Origin of the sequence: Pseudoduganella aquatica (assembly GCF_020865585.1) — a bacterium.
In the GTDB taxonomy this organism is placed as follows: Bacteria; Pseudomonadota; Gammaproteobacteria; order Burkholderiales; family Burkholderiaceae_D; genus Rugamonas; species Rugamonas aquatica_A.
Window position 1 is genome coordinate 2768631 of sequence record NZ_CP086370.1, and the last position, 14610, is coordinate 2783240.

Sequence of the window (14610 nt, forward strand, 5' to 3'; positions counted from 1 at the left end):
ATCATGTCCACTCGTCCTCCTCTGCCCCCGTTCACCCGCGAAACCGCCATAGAAAAGGTCCGCCTGGCCGAAAACGGCTGGAACACCCGCGACGCCGAGAAAGTCGCACTCGCCTATACCGAAGACAGCTGGTGGCGCAACCGGGGCGAATTCGTCCAGGGCCGCGCCGCCATCGTCGGCCTGCTCAAACGCAAATGGACGCGCGAGCTGGACTACCGCCTGGTGAAAGAATTGTGGGCGCACGACGGCGCCCGCATTGCGGTCCGCTTCGCCTACGAATACCATGACGACTCCGGCCAGTGGTTCCGCGCCTATGGCAACGAAAACTGGGAATTCGACGAGAACGGCCTGATGCACCACCGTCACGCCAGCATCAACGAAACGCCGATCAAGGAGTCGGAGCGCAAGCTGTTCTGGGACGCCAGCGGCCCGCGCCCGGCCGACCACCCAGGCTTGACGGAGCTGGGTTTCTAATAGCACAGGAATAGCAATGGCAAGAATGATCGCAGAGCGGGCCGACGTGGTGCCGCTGGTGGCGGAGGTGTTCCGCACCTTTGGTTTCGAGGGCGCCAGCCTGGCCCGCATTACCGAAGGTACGCGGCTGGGAAAGGGCAGTATCTATAACTTCTTCCCCGGCGGCAAAGAGGAAATGGCCGACGCCGTGCTGGGCGAAATCGACGCCTGGTTCCGGCTGCGCGTGTTCGAGCCCCTGCACGAAGGCGCCGACCCGGCGGCCGGCATCGCCAATATGTTCGACGAGGTGGAGTGCTACTTCCTGTCCGGCCGCAAGGTCTGCCTGGTGGGCGTGTTCGCGCTGGGCAACGAGCGCGACCGCTTTTCGGTCCGCGTGCGGGACTACTTCGCCGCGTGGATAGACGCGCTGGCCAGCGCGCTGGTGCGCACCGGCATGGACGGCGCGCAGGCGGCGGCGCTGTCGGAGGAGGCGGTGGGCGGCATCCAGGGTGCGCTGGTGCTGGCCCGCGCCCTCGACCGCCCGGAGGTGTTTGTGTCCGCGCTGCAGCGCATGCGCGCGCGGCTTAGCGCGCCAGCCTGAAGATGCTCACGGCCGCCGCCAGCTGCTCGGCCTGATCCTGCAGCGACGCGGCCGCGGCTGCGGCTTCCTCCACCAGCGCCGCGTTCTGCTGCGTCACGTCTTCCATCTGCGCGATGGCGCTGTGCACGTTCTCGATGCCGCCTTGCTGCTGCTCGCTGGCGGCGGCGATGTCGGCCATGATGCCGGTGACGCGGCGCACGCTGTCCACCACGTCCACCATGGTGCCGCCGGCCTGGCTCACCAGCTTGCTGCCGCTGGCCATTTTCTGCACCGAGTCGTCGATCAACTGCTTGATTTCGTGCGCGGCGGTGGCGCTGCGCTGCGCCAGGCTGCGCACCTCGCCCGCCACCACGGCAAAGCCTCGCCCCTGTTCGCCGGCGCGCGCCGCTTCCACGGCGGCGTTCAGCGCCAGGATATTGGTCTGGAAGGCGATGCCGTCGATGACGCCGATAATATCCACAATCCGGGCCGACGAGGCGTTGATGGCCGCCATGGTGTCCACCACCTGCGCCACCACCGCGCCGCCCTGTTCGGCGATGCTGGAGGCCGACTGCGCCAGCTGGTTGGCTTCGCGCGCGTTGCCGGCGTTGCTGCGCACATGGTCGGTCAGGGCCTGCATGGCCGCCGTGGTCTGGCCCAGCGAGGCGGTCTGCTGCTCGGTGCGCACCGACAGGTCCAGGTTGCCGGCGGAAATCTGCGCCGCGCCGGTGCCCAGCGTGTCCACCGCGGTCTTGATGCCGGAAACGGTGCGCGCCAGGCGCTCCTGCATGGCGTGCATGTCGGCCAGCAGGCTGCCGCTGTCGCCGGTGCGGAGGGCGATGGGCACATTGAGCTTGCCGGCGGCGATTTCCTTGCACACGCTGGCGGCGTAGTCCGGCTCGCCGCCAAGGCGCTTGAGCAGGCCGCGCAAGATCACCACCGCCACCGCCACGGCCGCGCCCAGCGACAGCAGGAACAGTGCCAGCAGCCCGGCATGGGCCGAGGCAATGCTGGTGCGGGCGGCCACCTCGTCGTCTTCGGTGCGCTTGACGGCGAGCTGCACCACCTCGTCGACCGCCTTGCGGTGCAGCTCGTACTGCGCGCCCATGCGCGCCAGTACGGCGGCGGCGGCGTCCCGGTCGCCGCTGCGCAGGGCGGGCAGGTAGCTGTCGAAGGCCAGCGCGTAAAAGGCCAGTGCCGGCTCGTGCGCCCGGCGCAGCAGGATGTCGCCCAGCGTGGCGTCCAGGCCGGCTTGCTGCCAGTAGGTGTGGCGGGTGTCGTAGTCCTTCTTCAGTGCCTGCAGGCGCGTGGCCAGCGCCTGCTGCCCGGCGCCGTCGGCGGCACGGTCCAGCTGTAGCGCTACCAGATAGGATTCAATAATGTATTCGGGCGGCGGCAGCACGTCCGCCACCAGATCCTTATTCTGGACAATATTCTGATACAGCGGCCCGTTCACCTTCAGTTCGCTGAGCGTGTGGAAGGACCAGTAGCCATAGGCGGCGAAGCCGAACACGAAAATGCCGAGGAGGAGGGCGAAACGGTGGGAGAGCTTGAAGCGAGGGGATTGCATGCCTGGTATATGCTGAAGAGAAACCATCAGTATATGCCGAAAGTGAATTAGCTTATGCGAAATTTGACGATTGCAGTCAGTCCAGGCGCGTGGCTAGAAGTGCGCTCCATAGGGATCGGGCCGCTGCCCGGCGCCGCTTGCGGGCGTGCGCAGGTATTGCTTCCATTCGCCCGGCGCGAGGGTGGTGTCGATGGCCTTGTCGAAGGCATCCTGGAGGCAGAAATCCATCGCCGCTTCCACGCCGTGCTTGTGGCGGACGAATGAGCCGACCTGGTCTTCGTCGAAAGAGCGCTCCAGATAGGGGAAATGGATGTCCAGCGTGGTGGATCCAGGCTGCGCCAGTTCCTTGTAGACGCGGCCGAACAAGCGATCCACCCGTCCGACGCGCTGTTCATTGTCGCCCGGCGTCCACGCAATGCCGTAGTGGTGCACCTGGCGGCATTGCAGATGCAGGTTCACGCCTTCCTGGAACACGGACGTGGCCACCAGCACGTTGGGGAAGAAGGGGCTGTTGAAGCCGATAATGAGACGATCGCGGTCGCCCGAGGCGCCGCTGGCGTACCAGGCCGGGTTGTGCATTTGCGTGAGCACGGTCCATTTTTTCTTGTAGTCGGCAGGCTTGTAGCCGGCGATCTTTTTGCACAGCGTCTCAAAGCTGGGCAGCGCTTCGCGGAAATACGCCAGCATGAGTGAACCGGGCATGCGGAGCTTGGCGTACTCCACGAACATGCGGTAGCGCTCGGGCGCGCTGGCGTGGTCATAGCTGCGTGTTTTTTCCTTCCCCTGATTCTTCCACTGTTCGAGCCGGAAAGCGGTGAACCAGCAGTACAGCTCCACCATGACCGGGCTCGCCTGCAGGAAGCCTTCGCGCAGGTAGTTGGCAAAGTTTTCCGCCACGCCAATGCGGCATCGCCAGCCGTCGAGTATCTCGCGCTCGCTGTCGGTCAGTAGCGGGTGGATCAGGCCCCAGGCCGTTTCCAGCTCCTGCGCTGTCGGGGTGATCTGCGCCGGTACATAGTGCTCGGGCGGCTGCGGTTCACCGGCTAGCTTGTGGCGGTGCAGGCGTGTATCCCGCGCGGCGGTGGCATACAGGCTTTTGTGGCCGTCGATGCTGTCGTAGCAGGCGCTGTAGCCCGCGCCGCGGTAGTCGGCCGCGGGTTCCAGGAATAGCGAGAAGACCGATTCCGGTTTGCGGAAGCGCAGCCGCACGTTGGCGCAGTCGGTGCGCTCGCTGCCGCCTTCCTTGCCGCCGTCCTGGCCGTCCTCCTTGCCGGCGTGGCGCTTGACCACAAACAGGTTGGCGACCACGGAGCCCAGCCTGTCGTCGTGCGGCGCGGCAGGCTGCTCCCCGCCGGCATCGTCCAGCGCGGGCGGCGCTTCCAGCTGTTCGCCGCGTTTGCTGTATCGCTCGGTGACTTCCCTGGTCAGCGCCGCGAAGCCGGAACGGCTCCAGTTGCTGGCCTTCCAATTCTGCGCAACGGGGTCGTTCGCTTTCAAGCCCCATGCTTGCAGCAGTAGCGGAATGTACAGTTCATCATAGGCGCGGTTCACGCGCTGCGTCAGCTCCCGCACCGAGGGGATGCGGCGCACAAATACCAGGTGCTTGTTGTGGTGCAGGGGCACATCCGAATCCCGCAAGGCGCGCGGCACCAGCTTGGCGATCGTGGCGTCGTACTTGGGGTGGTCCGGCAGGCGGCCGAACAGGCCGTGGAACTCGGCCGACATGGCACTGAGCAGTTCGGAGTCGGGCGCTTTATGGAAGTCCTTGCTGCTGGTGTCGCCGCCGGCGGCCTGCGCCTCGGGCAGGGTGGCCGCCCCCAGCGATTCGAAGCCTTCCAGATAGCCGTACAGTATCTTCCGGCCCATTTTCTTGCCCAGGCGTTTCTGGTAGAAGGCGAAGAACAGCTCGGACAGGGAGTTGGCGCCGAAGCTGGCCGGCACCGCCAGTTCGCGCCGGTAGCTGTGCTTGGTGACGTAGTTGTTGTCCTGCGTTGGCATCAGGCGCAGGCGGCGCAGGGCGTAGCGCCGCAACAGTTCGGGAGCGGGCTGTGGTGCGATATCCTTGAAGAAGCCAAGAATGTTGCGCACGTCCTGCATGCCCTTGTGGCTGGGCGTGGCGGTCAGCAGCAATGCCTTGCGCGCCAGCGGCGCGGCGGCCTTGCCGAAGAACCCTTCGCCTGCGGCCACGCGCTGCGAGCCGCCGTGGATGTTGCGGAAGTAGTGCGCTTCGTCGATCACCAGCAGGTCGAAGCCGCCGGGCAGCGCTGCGTGGATGTCGAGGCGCATGCCGTCCGCGATGCGCTTGGCCCTGACAGCCGGATCCTCGCTGTTCCCTGCGCCTGCATCGCCGCCTTCCACATTGCCGTCACCCAGCATGCTGAGCGAGTGGGTAGTGACCAGGAAGAAGCGCTTGTCCGGATCGCGCACCTGTTCGCACAGGGCGGCGAGATTGCCGCAGATGGTGGCGGCGCCGGCAGCGGCCGTGTCGGCCGGAACCGGCGGCCGGCAATGTTCCTGCAGGAACTGCTGGTGCTCGTTTTGCCAGTGCCTGCAGATGCTTTTGTTGGGCGCCATGACCAGCACGCGCGCTTCCGGCTTGGCCTGCCATAGCAGATGCATGACGCCCAGCGCCTGGAAGGTCTTGCCCATACCTACTTCGTCGGCCAGCAGCGCCAGGCCTTCGCGCTCGAGCAGCCGGCACAGATAGGCCACGCCCTCGGCCTGCTTGTTCGCCATCGATACGTGGCCGGGCTGGTACTGCCACGCTGGCGTCGCCAGCTCGAAATTCATTTCTTGGCTGATTTGCTCAGGGCGCAGGGTGCTCCAGTCACGCATAGCTGCATTCTTTCCGTATCAGTTCCATGTAGCGGGCGGCATTGCCGTCGGGCGCGGCGCTGGCCAGGCGCAGGCGGTCCAGGTCCAGCGGCAGGCCCGCCCCCAGCGCGGCGGCTTTTTTCTGCGCGGCGAGCAGCAGCGTGTTGAATTCCTGGACCAGGAACCAGTGGTAGATCGCGTTGCCGCCCTCGGGATGCTGCTGGATTTTCTCGTGCAGCTCCTTCACGCAGCCGGGCCGCGCCAGCACGCAGATGTGCAGGCTCACGGCGCTATCGCACTTGGCGATCAGGCTGCGGAACTGGTCGAAGGCGTTGAACAGGCGGAAGTAGCTGGACAGCGCAGCGTTGGACGGCGGCTCCAGATCGGCTGCGTCGGCGGCGTCCAGGTCCAGCGTGGCGGTCCCGCGCAGTTCGGTGGCAGGGCAGCTGGCCGAGTCGAAGCCCAGCACCAGCGCCTCGAGCAGGTCGTCGAGCGATGCGAAGCGCTCGCCGCGGCGCAGCTGCGCATGCTGTTCATTCACGATGCCGCGCGCCACCGTGCCGCCATTCAGCTCCACGGTGTAGTAGCGGTTGGTGAGGATGCGCTGCGGCTCCGCTACCGGGTAGTGCGCTTGCGCCGGCATGCCGGGCTGCAGCGGGATGCCGGGCAGATCGGGCAGGTGCAGCACGTAGTCCGGTGCGCTGCAGTCATCCGGCCAGTCCAGCCGGACGCTGTAGTTCAGCGTGCGCCAGTCGAAGGAGACGGCCAGGTCGAACGGCGGCAGGGGCGGCAACTGCAGCTCGTCTTCGAGCAGCTGCGCCGGGCTGCAGAAGTGGCCTTCATCCACGGGGATGGCGTCGCCCAGCGCGCTCTTGAAATCGGGCGGGTCCGGCAGCAGCATGCCGGCTTCGATATTGTTGTCCCGGCCTTGCAGCTGGGCGCCCGGCATGGAGCAGTTCCAGGAGCCGATGGCGATCGCGTGCGGCGTGAGCCACACCTTGGCGTGGCTCATCTTGATGCGCTCGTCCCGGCGTACCTGGCGGCTGCCCGCGTGGAAGGCCAGCCGGCCCTCCTGCAATTGCTCGGCCAGCCCACCGCTCCAGCGGGTGCGGATCTGGCCGGTCTCGTTCCGGTCTGCCACCAAGCTGACTGGCATTCCGGGATGGCCCGCTTGCCGGCGCACCGCGTCCAGCATGTGCGCCAGGTCGTCGGAAAAGTAGGGCGACCATACGCCCAGCCCTTCCATGGGTGTGCCCGGCGGCTGGTGCGCCGCCAGTTGCGGCAGCAGTCCGGCCGGCTGGAAGCTGTGGCAGAACGACCAGCCGGCGTCATCGCCCCACAGCCTGGCGCCAAGCGCCGTCTCCGGCTGGCCCGCAGCCGTCAGCAGCGGTGCGAAGAAGGCCTGCACCTGCGCCGCTTGCGCCGCGCTGCTGATCTTGCGGAAGACAAACACTTCCTGGTTGTTGGCCCAGCCGCCCACGGACAGGTTGGCGCTGCCGCAGCCGAGAATGGCGCCCTCGGCGCCTTCAATATAGATGACCTTGGGATGGAACAGGCTGGCCGTTCCGAAGCCCAGCCGCAGCGGTGACACGGGGCTCACGGGTAGCGACGTGCGCTTGCGCTCCACGCTGTTGAACAGCATGCGGCGGTCGGCGAATACGCGCAGGTCGAGCGGGGGCGGGGCGGCGTCGCCGTCCGTTTCGGCATTGTCGGCGGCTGCCTGCCGCAGCGCCAGCTCCTGCTGCATCTGCTCGAATTCCATCGCGGAGCGCGGCGTCTCCATGCCGAGGATGGCGGGCAGCAGATGAGTCTCGACCAGTTCGATGCCCATGTTGAAGGTGGTGAGGAAGACGCGGCGCGGCGGCCCGGTCTTGTCCAGCTGGCGCTGGAATTCGTCCAGCAGCTTCATGCGGCGCCTCCACGCAGGCCTTGGGCGAACTGCTTGAATTCGCCGATGTAGTAGCCGTGTATCCAGGCGCCGGGAGGGCGTTTCTCCGCAGCGGGCGGTTTGCTGGTGCGGACCGATACCGCATAAGCCCCGGCTGCGTTGACGTTCAGCCAGGCGCCCTGGCCGCGCTGCTGCATGATGCCGCCATGGTAGCGCAGCAGGTGGGCCAGTTGCGTTTCCAGGTCCGGACAGGCGGCAATCTCCAGCAGTTTCCTCAGGCGGCGCTGCGCGGTGCCCGGCAAGGACGGCATCAGCTGCGGCGAGGCTTGCAGCGCGGCGGCCTGAGCGGGCAGGGTGCCGCTGTTGCGCCCGTAGCGGGTCCAGTCCTCTTCGATCTGCGCCATGCTGCTGTGCGGCCGCCGCAGCGCCAGCTGGAACAGCAAGTCCAGGTCCGCAATGAAGGGTTCCACCTGTTCTATGTGGCGGATGGGCAGCAGCGCCGCCTCCAGTTCGGCGCTGCCGGGCGCGGCCGGAGAGGCCTGCTCCATCGCCGCGCGCGCCTGGGCCAGTACTGTGCGCGGCGGTTGCGGCGGAGACGGAGCCGTGCCGGCCCTTTCCGCCCCGTCCAGCTGCGCCAGGACCGCACCGGCGATGCCCCCGCTCAGGCCGGTTGCTTCCAGCCAGAAGCTGCGCGCGTAGCTGCCTACGTGGGCCGGCGTGCGGAACGCGCCTATATAGGCGAGCTTGAGTTCGGGGTCCACGCTGTCCAGCGGCATGGACAGCTGCGGTCCATGCTGCAGAAACTGGAGGAAGTGCGCCAGCAGTTTGCTTTTCAAGCGCGACAGTTCCGGCACCCTGCGGATCAGGGCGTCGGCAGCCGGCCATAGGCCGGCGGGCTGTTTGGGCAGCTGGTAGCGGTAGGCACGGTCGAAGAAGCGCATTTCTATCATGGGCGTCTTGTAGCGGCCGCTTACTCCGAGCAGCAGCTGGCGGCGCAGGATCTGGTGCGCCTGGCTGTGGCCGAATCCCAGCGCCGCCCCGCCTGCTTCGCGCAGCTTGCGGCGTGCCTTGGAGATGCCCAGCACGCCGCTGGCCTGGGCGGCGGAGCCGTGCTGCGCCATGGCGTAGGTGAACAGGTTTTCGAAATGGATCAGGCAGCTGTTCTTGAAGGCCAGGCTGTCCATGCTGTTGGGCAAATCCAGCGCGGCATAGTGCTGCACGATGGCGGCGTCATCCGCCAGCGCGCGCACCATATGGTGGTGAAACAGGTTCAGCGTGTAGCTGCGCACGTCATAGGAAATGGAGCTGATGCGGTTGCTGAAGATGCGCTGGCCCAGCGAAGCCCAGATGACGGTCAGTCCCAGTGGATCTGTGTTGCTGTCGCCGCTGATGGCGTCGTTGTACTCGGTGAAAAAGTCGCGGATTTCCAATGGCGCATTCCTGATACTGGACATGCAACATTCTATACGGAAACAGGTGGCAGCTTGGAGGGGGGATTGCAGGGAGGGTAACAGCGGGGGCTAGGCTGTAGATTGGCGCCGGTGACCGCGATGCCGGCGCCTGGCATTGCACGACCAGAATTCGGTCAATGCATCGAGGCAGTCGATAGATCTTTAAGTTCGCGTATGCTCAGTTCGGATTTTTCGTGCATACGCAGCAAAATGGTAGCTCCGACAGCTAGTTTTCGGTGGCGGATTTTGCTGATGATAGGAGGTTGTACCTCCAGTACGCGGCAGAGTTCAGCATCATTTTTAAGGTGCATCTTCTCAATCAGCGTATCGAGCAGCTTGTTGGGCACAAAGCTGGAGGGTTCCAACGCCCTTGCTCGATTCATTGCCTCGATCAGTTCCAGTTTCTTTTGCCGCACGCTCATTTTTTCCTCCTTAGTTAGAAAACGTGGATAGATTGGCGTCTCCTGGCTTGTGTTCTACCGCCCAAACGGCGTAAACAGGCGGATCACTCAACTATTAATAACCAAGCAAGTTGTATGTATGATACTGCAACGGTAGATTATTGGTAGGTCTAGGACAAAAAATATTCTTATTTATTGAGCAAAGCGGTTGACGGATGTTGTTTCTTGTAGTCCCGAGCTGGTCAGTACGAGCGTGCGGTCCGCCATCGCGGCGGCGGCGTGGGAATGGGTCACCATAATGGTGCAAGCGCCGCTGGATTTTATTTCGTTGCGCAGCAGCAAAAGTATGCCGTGCGCGGTCTCCGGGTCGAGGTTGCCGGTGGGTTCGTCCGCCAGCACCAGGGCCGGCTGGTGCACCAGTGCGCGGGCGATGGCCACGCGCTGGAGCTGGCCGCCGGACAGCTGGTGCGGATAGTCGCCGCCGCGCCCCTGCAGGCCGACCGCCTCCAGCATGTCCAGCGCGCGCTGCTGCGGCAGGCCGTTCAGCAGCAGCGGCAGAGCCACGTTTTGCAGCAGGGTCAGATGCGGCAGCACGTGGAAGGCCTGGAAAACAAAGCCCATTTTTTGGCGCCGCAAGCGGGTGGCGGCGTCGTCGTCCAGCGCTGACATGGCCACGCCGTCCAGCACGATGGGAGGTCCGGACGCCGGGGCGATATCCGGCTGGTCCAGGCCCGCGATCAGGTTCAGCAGGGTGGATTTGCCCACGCCCGATTCGCCCATGATGGCGACAAATTCGCCGGCGCGGAAAAGCCAGCTCAGCTCGCTCAGCACCGGCCGGCCGGCATAGGTCTTGGACAGCTTGTTCAGGGCGAGCATAGGCAATCAGCGGGTGAGGGCGCGGCGGGTGGCGAAGCTGGCCGCATCCACCAGCGCCACCAGCAGCAGCATGGCGATGATGACGGTGGCTGCGGCTTGCATCTGGAATAGCGATAAATGGTATTTCAGCATCTGCCCCAGCCCGCCCGCGCCCACCACGCCGAGAATGGCGGCGGCGCGGATATTGTTCTCCCACCGGTACAAGGTGTAGGACAGCATTTGCGGCAGCGTTTGCGGCAAGGTGGCGTAGAGGAAGGCCGCCATGGGCGAGACGCCGTTGATGCGCAGGCTTTGCTCCGGCAGCGGCGCGGCGTTTTCCAGCGCGTCGGCAAACAGCCGTCCCAGCACGCCGGCGGTGTGCACGGCCAGCGCCATGGTGCCGGCGAACGGCCCCAGTCCGGCGGCGATCATCAGGATGGAGGCCCACACCAGCTCCGGCACCGAGCGCAGCACGTTCAGCACGGCGCGCACGGCGGCGCGCGCTGGGCGGCCGAAGCGGCCCGCGCCGGGCAGTGCCAGCAGCAGGCCGCCCGCCACCGCCAGCAGGGTGCCGAGGGCGGACATGGCCAGCGTTTCCAGCGTGGCGTTGGCGGTCTTGACCAGGAAGGGCACGGCCAGTTCCGGGGGCGCGAAGCCGGCCAGGAATTCACTGCTGCTGCGCACCGCGTCGGCGCTCAGCAGGGCCGACCAGTTGAGCGGCAACGTGGCGAAACTGGCCGCCACCAGCATGGCCAGGGCCAGCGCCATGAGCCAGGCGGACCAGGAGCGAGCGGGGGGCGGCGGCATCCCGGCCGGCGCCTCTTTCAATGCAGTCTGCGTCATCCGAGGCGCCTCCGCAGGTATTTCGACACCAGGTCGGCGGCGGCAACCAGCAGCACGAACACCAGCAGCATGGACGACACTTCGCCGCCGCTCATGGCCTTCATGGATTCGTCCATGCGCTGGCCCAGCCCGCCCGCGCCGACAAAGCCCATCACCACCGAGCCGCGTATCGCGCACTCCCAGCGGTACACGGTATAGGACACCAGCTCGGACGCCGCCTCCGGCAGCGCGCCGTACAGCAGCGCCGCCAGCCTGCCGCTGCCGTTGGCCAGCAGCGTGTCGGCCGCGTGGGCGTCGGACGATTCCAGGATCTCGGCGTAGACCTTGCCCAGCATGCCGCAGTAGGTCAGGGCGATGGCCAGCACGCCGGCCGTCGGCCCCAGGCCGACGATGCGCACGAACAGCAGCGCCCACACCAGTTCGGGCACGCTGCGCAGCAAGATCAGCAGCCAGCGCACGGCCTGGCGCAGCAGGCGCGAAGGCAGCGCCATGCGGCCGCTGCCCAGGCGCGAGATCGACAGGCGCTCGGTCACCAGCAGCGTGGCGGGGATGGCGCCCAGCAGCGCGAGCGTGAGCCCGGCGGTGGCGATGGCGATGGTGAGCCAGGTCTCGCGCAGCAGCATGGACAGGAATTCCGCGTCGTGCGCCGGCGGCACGAAGCCGGCCAGGAAGCGGCCGGTGGCAGTCAGGCTTTGCCAGTCCAGCAGTTCGAAGGGCTTGAATTCGCTGGCCACCACCATGGGCCAGAGCACAATGAGAGCAAGCACGGCGAACGTCATCCGGCCGCGCCAGGCGGGGTCGGGGTGGCGGTCGGCCGGGCTGGTATAAGGGACTGCGGGGAGATTGCGCATACGGTGTTTCAGAGGCAGGCGCCGATGGCCAGTTTTTCCGCCGACTCGTGCAGCGAGGGCGCATTGGCCGGCGGCTGCTCGCCCAGGTACAGTTCGGCGATCATGGCCTCGGTGACCTGCTCGCGCGGCAGGTCGAAGGCGATGCTGCCCTGTTTCAGCGCCACGATGCGGGGGAAGTTGGCCAGCGCCAGTTCCACCTGGTGCAGGCTGCACACCAGCGCGGCGTTGCGTTCGCGGGCTTCCTGCTGCAGCGTGGACAGCGTCAATTGCGACAGCGCGGGGTCGAGCGCGGACAGCGGCTCGTCCACCAGCAGCGCCTGCGCGTCCGACAGCATCAGGCGCGCCAGGCCGCAGCGCTGGCGCTCGCCGCCGGACAGGCGGTCCACACGGCTATACAGCTTGTCGCCCAGGTTGAAGCGGGCCAGCGCGCGGTAGGCCGCTTCCGGCTCCACCGGCTTGACCAGCGAACGCAGGGCGCGCCACAAGCTCCAGTGCGGCAGGCGCGCGGCCAGCACCGCCGTCACCACGCGCTGGCGCGGCGGCAGCGGCGGCGTCTGCGGCGCCAGGAACAGGCGCGCGCGCAAACGGTGGCGGGCCGCGTTGTCCAGCGCCCACGGGTCGGCGCCGAAGGCCGTGTAGCGGCCGCCGTCGTCCGATTGCGGCTGGTGGTTGCAGGCCAGCGTGGCCAGCAGCGTGGTCTTGCCGGCCCCGGAAGGGCCGATCAGCGCAAGCTGCTCGCCCGGCGCAACGGCCAGGTCGATGGCGTGCAGCGCGGGCGCGCTGGCGGCGCCGGCATGGCGCACCGTCAGGCGCTCGAGCAGGTACAAAGGAGCGGACATGGATCGAATCTTATTTCTTCAGCAGGCCCGCGTTGACGGCGGCCGCTTCGATGGCGGTGTAGTTCTCGGCCTTGGTCGGAATGAACTTGGAGGCGCGCTGCAGGTCCAGGATGGCTTTGTCTTCCGGCTTGGATGCGTCCAGCGCCAGGAAGGCGTCGGTGATCTTCTTCTTCAGTTCCGGGTTCATGTCGGCGCGCACGGTCCAGTTGTAGTCATAGTAGCCGGGGGTAGTGTAGAACACGCGCACGGCGGCCGGGTCGACCTTTTTCTCGGCCACCAGCTTTTCCCATACCGAGATGTTCAGCGCGCCCGCGTCCACCTTGCCGCCGGCAACGGCCGCCACGGTGGCGTCGTGCGCGCCGGAGAAGGCGATGCGTTTCAGGTCGGTGTCCGGATTGATCTTCGCGGCCAGCAGGAAGGAGCGCGGCATCAGGTGGCCGGAGGTGGACGACTCCGAGCCGAAGCTCAGGGTCTTGCCCTTCAGGTCATCGAGCTTGTTGATGGTTTTGCTGGTGGTGACGAACACCGAGCGGAATTTCTCGTCCTCGGCGCGCTGCACCAGCGGCACCACCTGGCCCTTGCTGCGGTCCTTGGCTTGCACGAAAGTGAAGCCGCCGAACCACACCATGTCCAGCTTGTGGTTGATCAGGCCTTCCACCGAGGCGGCGTAGTCGGTCACCGGGGTGAACTCGACCTTCATGTTCAGTTTCTTCTCCAGGTACTCGCCCAGCGGCTTGAACTTGCGCTGCAGTTCGGTCGGCGCTTCGTCCGGAATGGCGGACACGCGCAGCACTTGCTGGGCCGGCGCCTGGGCGGCGGCGAACAGCAGGCTGGCGGCCATCAGGGATTTGACGAGGGTCAATGGAGAGCATTTCATGGAAGTTCCTTTTTGTAGTTGTTAAGCAGCCAATGTTAAGCGGCTAACGCAAGAATGCACGGCTTGGGCGCGGCGACACTGAAAATATGATATTCAGCTATGATAGCAAAACTGTCATCGGCAGCAGGCTCGGTGATGGCCCATCAACTTGACTGAGCACACTATGCCTATGTCCCGTACTGCGGCGATCCGCGTGATTTCGCCTGATATTCCCAGCCGGTCGTCCAGCGTTCCGCAGGGCAGCCCAGCCACCATCGCCGAGATCAGTACTGGCTTGCTGGCGGAGCGGGCTTACACTTCGCCCAAGTATTTATATGACAGCCTGGGCTCCAAGCTGTTCGAAGCGATATGCGAGCTGCCCGAATACTATCCCACGCGCACCGAAGCGTCCATCTTTGAGCGTTACGGCAGCGAAATCGCGCAGGCGGTGGGGCTGGGTTCCACGCTGATCGACCTGGGCGCGGGCAATTGCGCCAAGGCGGCCGGCCTGTTCCCGTTGCTGCACCCGGCGCAGTACGTGCCCATCGATATTTCGCGCGACTTCCTGAACGAGGCGGTGAGCCGGCTGCAGCAGCGCTTCCCGCATATTGAAATGACGGCGCTGGGACTGGATTTCTCGCGCAGTTTCCATTTGCCGGCCAGCGTGCGGCCCGAGCGGCGCGTGTTCTTCTATCCTGGTTCGTCGATAGGCAATTTCGCGCCGCACGAGGCGATCGCCTTCCTGCGCCGCATGCGCGCCAACGAGCAGGGCGACGGCGGCCTGCTGATCGGCGTGGACCTGGTCAAGGACGGCGCCGTGCTGGACGCGGCGTATGACGATGCGATCGGCGTCACCTCGTCCTTCAACCTGAACATGCTGCGCCACCTGAACCACCTGACAGGCGCGGATTTCGACGTCACGCAGTGGCAGCACCGCGCCTTCTTCAACGCCGAAGAGAGCAGGGTGGAAATGCACCTGGAAGCGCGCGAGGCGCTGTCGGTGAGCTGGCCGGCCGAGGGGCGCCAGCGCTACGAGCGCCACTTTGCGCGCGGCGAGCGCATACACACGGAAGACAGCTACAAATACACGCGGCGCGGTTTTATCGACCTGCTGCAGGAAGCCGGTTTCGCCGCCACGCATACCTGGACCGACGACGCGGAATGGTACGCCGTGCTGCATGCCAGGGCGATCGGTGAATAAAGTGACTA

Annotated in this window: 13 protein-coding genes; 3 read left to right on the plus strand and 10 right to left on the minus strand. The window is 66.0% G+C overall.

Annotated features, from left to right (window positions below):
* The first annotated feature begins 3 nt into the window (after window positions 1-3).
* Both KT882_RS12280 and KT882_RS12285 read left to right on the plus strand, forming a co-directional pair.
* The gene (locus KT882_RS12280) at window positions 4-474 is read left to right on the plus strand and encodes a nuclear transport factor 2 family protein (RefSeq protein ID WP_161073997.1); all 471 of its coding nucleotides are present in this window, start codon (window positions 4-6) and stop codon (window positions 472-474) included.
* Between the two features lie 16 nt (window positions 475-490).
* Complete coding sequence (locus tag KT882_RS12285; protein ID WP_161073998.1) at window positions 491-1054, plus strand: TetR/AcrR family transcriptional regulator; 564 nt, start codon at window positions 491-493, stop codon at window positions 1052-1054.
* Here KT882_RS12285 and KT882_RS12290 read toward each other — a convergent pair.
* The 10 genes from KT882_RS12290 to KT882_RS12335 all read right to left on the minus strand — a co-directional run bounded on the left by KT882_RS12290 (window position 1038) and on the right by KT882_RS12335 (window position 13422).
* The gene (locus KT882_RS12290; RefSeq protein WP_228895955.1) at window positions 1038-2603 is read right to left on the minus strand and encodes a methyl-accepting chemotaxis protein; all 1566 of its coding nucleotides are present in this window, start codon (window positions 2601-2603) and stop codon (window positions 1038-1040) included. The two genes, KT882_RS12285 and KT882_RS12290, sit on opposite strands and share 17 nt — an antisense overlap.
* 93 nt (window positions 2604-2696) lie before the next feature.
* Complete coding sequence (locus KT882_RS12295) at window positions 2697-5438, minus strand: DEAD/DEAH box helicase (RefSeq protein ID WP_228895957.1); 2742 nt, start codon at window positions 5436-5438, stop codon at window positions 2697-2699.
* Entirely contained in the window at window positions 5431-7326 is a 1896-nt protein-coding gene (locus tag KT882_RS12300) for a phospholipase D-like domain-containing protein (protein WP_228895960.1), read from the minus strand. The genes KT882_RS12295 and KT882_RS12300 overlap by 8 nt, the downstream gene beginning before the upstream one ends.
* Complete coding sequence (locus tag KT882_RS12305) at window positions 7323-8759, minus strand: hypothetical protein (protein ID WP_161074002.1); 1437 nt, start codon at window positions 8757-8759, stop codon at window positions 7323-7325. The genes KT882_RS12300 and KT882_RS12305 overlap by 4 nt, the downstream gene beginning before the upstream one ends.
* A gap of 131 nt (window positions 8760-8890) precedes the next feature.
* On the minus strand, window positions 8891-9178 hold the full coding sequence (locus KT882_RS12310; RefSeq protein ID WP_056404796.1) for a hypothetical protein: 288 nt from the start codon (window positions 9176-9178) through the stop codon (window positions 8891-8893).
* Window positions 9179-9349: 171 nt separating this feature from the next.
* A complete protein-coding gene (locus KT882_RS12315) occupies window positions 9350-10033 on the minus strand; it encodes an ABC transporter ATP-binding protein (protein ID WP_228895962.1) in 684 nt (227 codons plus the stop codon).
* 6 nt (window positions 10034-10039) lie between these two features.
* Window positions 10040-10855 (minus strand): phosphonate ABC transporter, permease protein PhnE, encoded by an 816-nt coding sequence (gene phnE, locus KT882_RS12320; protein ID WP_371869379.1) that lies wholly within the window; start codon window positions 10853-10855, stop codon window positions 10040-10042.
* Window positions 10852-11706 (minus strand): PhnE/PtxC family ABC transporter permease, encoded by an 855-nt coding sequence (locus tag KT882_RS12325; protein WP_161074004.1) that lies wholly within the window; start codon window positions 11704-11706, stop codon window positions 10852-10854. The genes phnE and KT882_RS12325 overlap by 4 nt, the downstream gene beginning before the upstream one ends.
* 8 nt (window positions 11707-11714) lie before the next feature.
* A complete protein-coding gene (locus KT882_RS12330) occupies window positions 11715-12545 on the minus strand; it encodes a phosphonate ABC transporter ATP-binding protein (protein WP_228895964.1) in 831 nt (276 codons plus the stop codon).
* 10 nt (window positions 12546-12555) lie between these two features.
* The gene (locus KT882_RS12335) at window positions 12556-13422 is read right to left on the minus strand and encodes a putative selenate ABC transporter substrate-binding protein (RefSeq protein WP_161074006.1); all 867 of its coding nucleotides are present in this window, start codon (window positions 13420-13422) and stop codon (window positions 12556-12558) included.
* Window positions 13423-13585: 163 nt separating this feature from the next.
* On the opposite strand from KT882_RS12335, the gene egtD reads away from it, so the two are divergent.
* Complete coding sequence (egtD, locus tag KT882_RS12340; RefSeq protein WP_228895966.1) at window positions 13586-14602, plus strand: L-histidine N(alpha)-methyltransferase; 1017 nt, start codon at window positions 13586-13588, stop codon at window positions 14600-14602.
* Window positions 14603-14610: the final 8 nt, after the last annotated feature.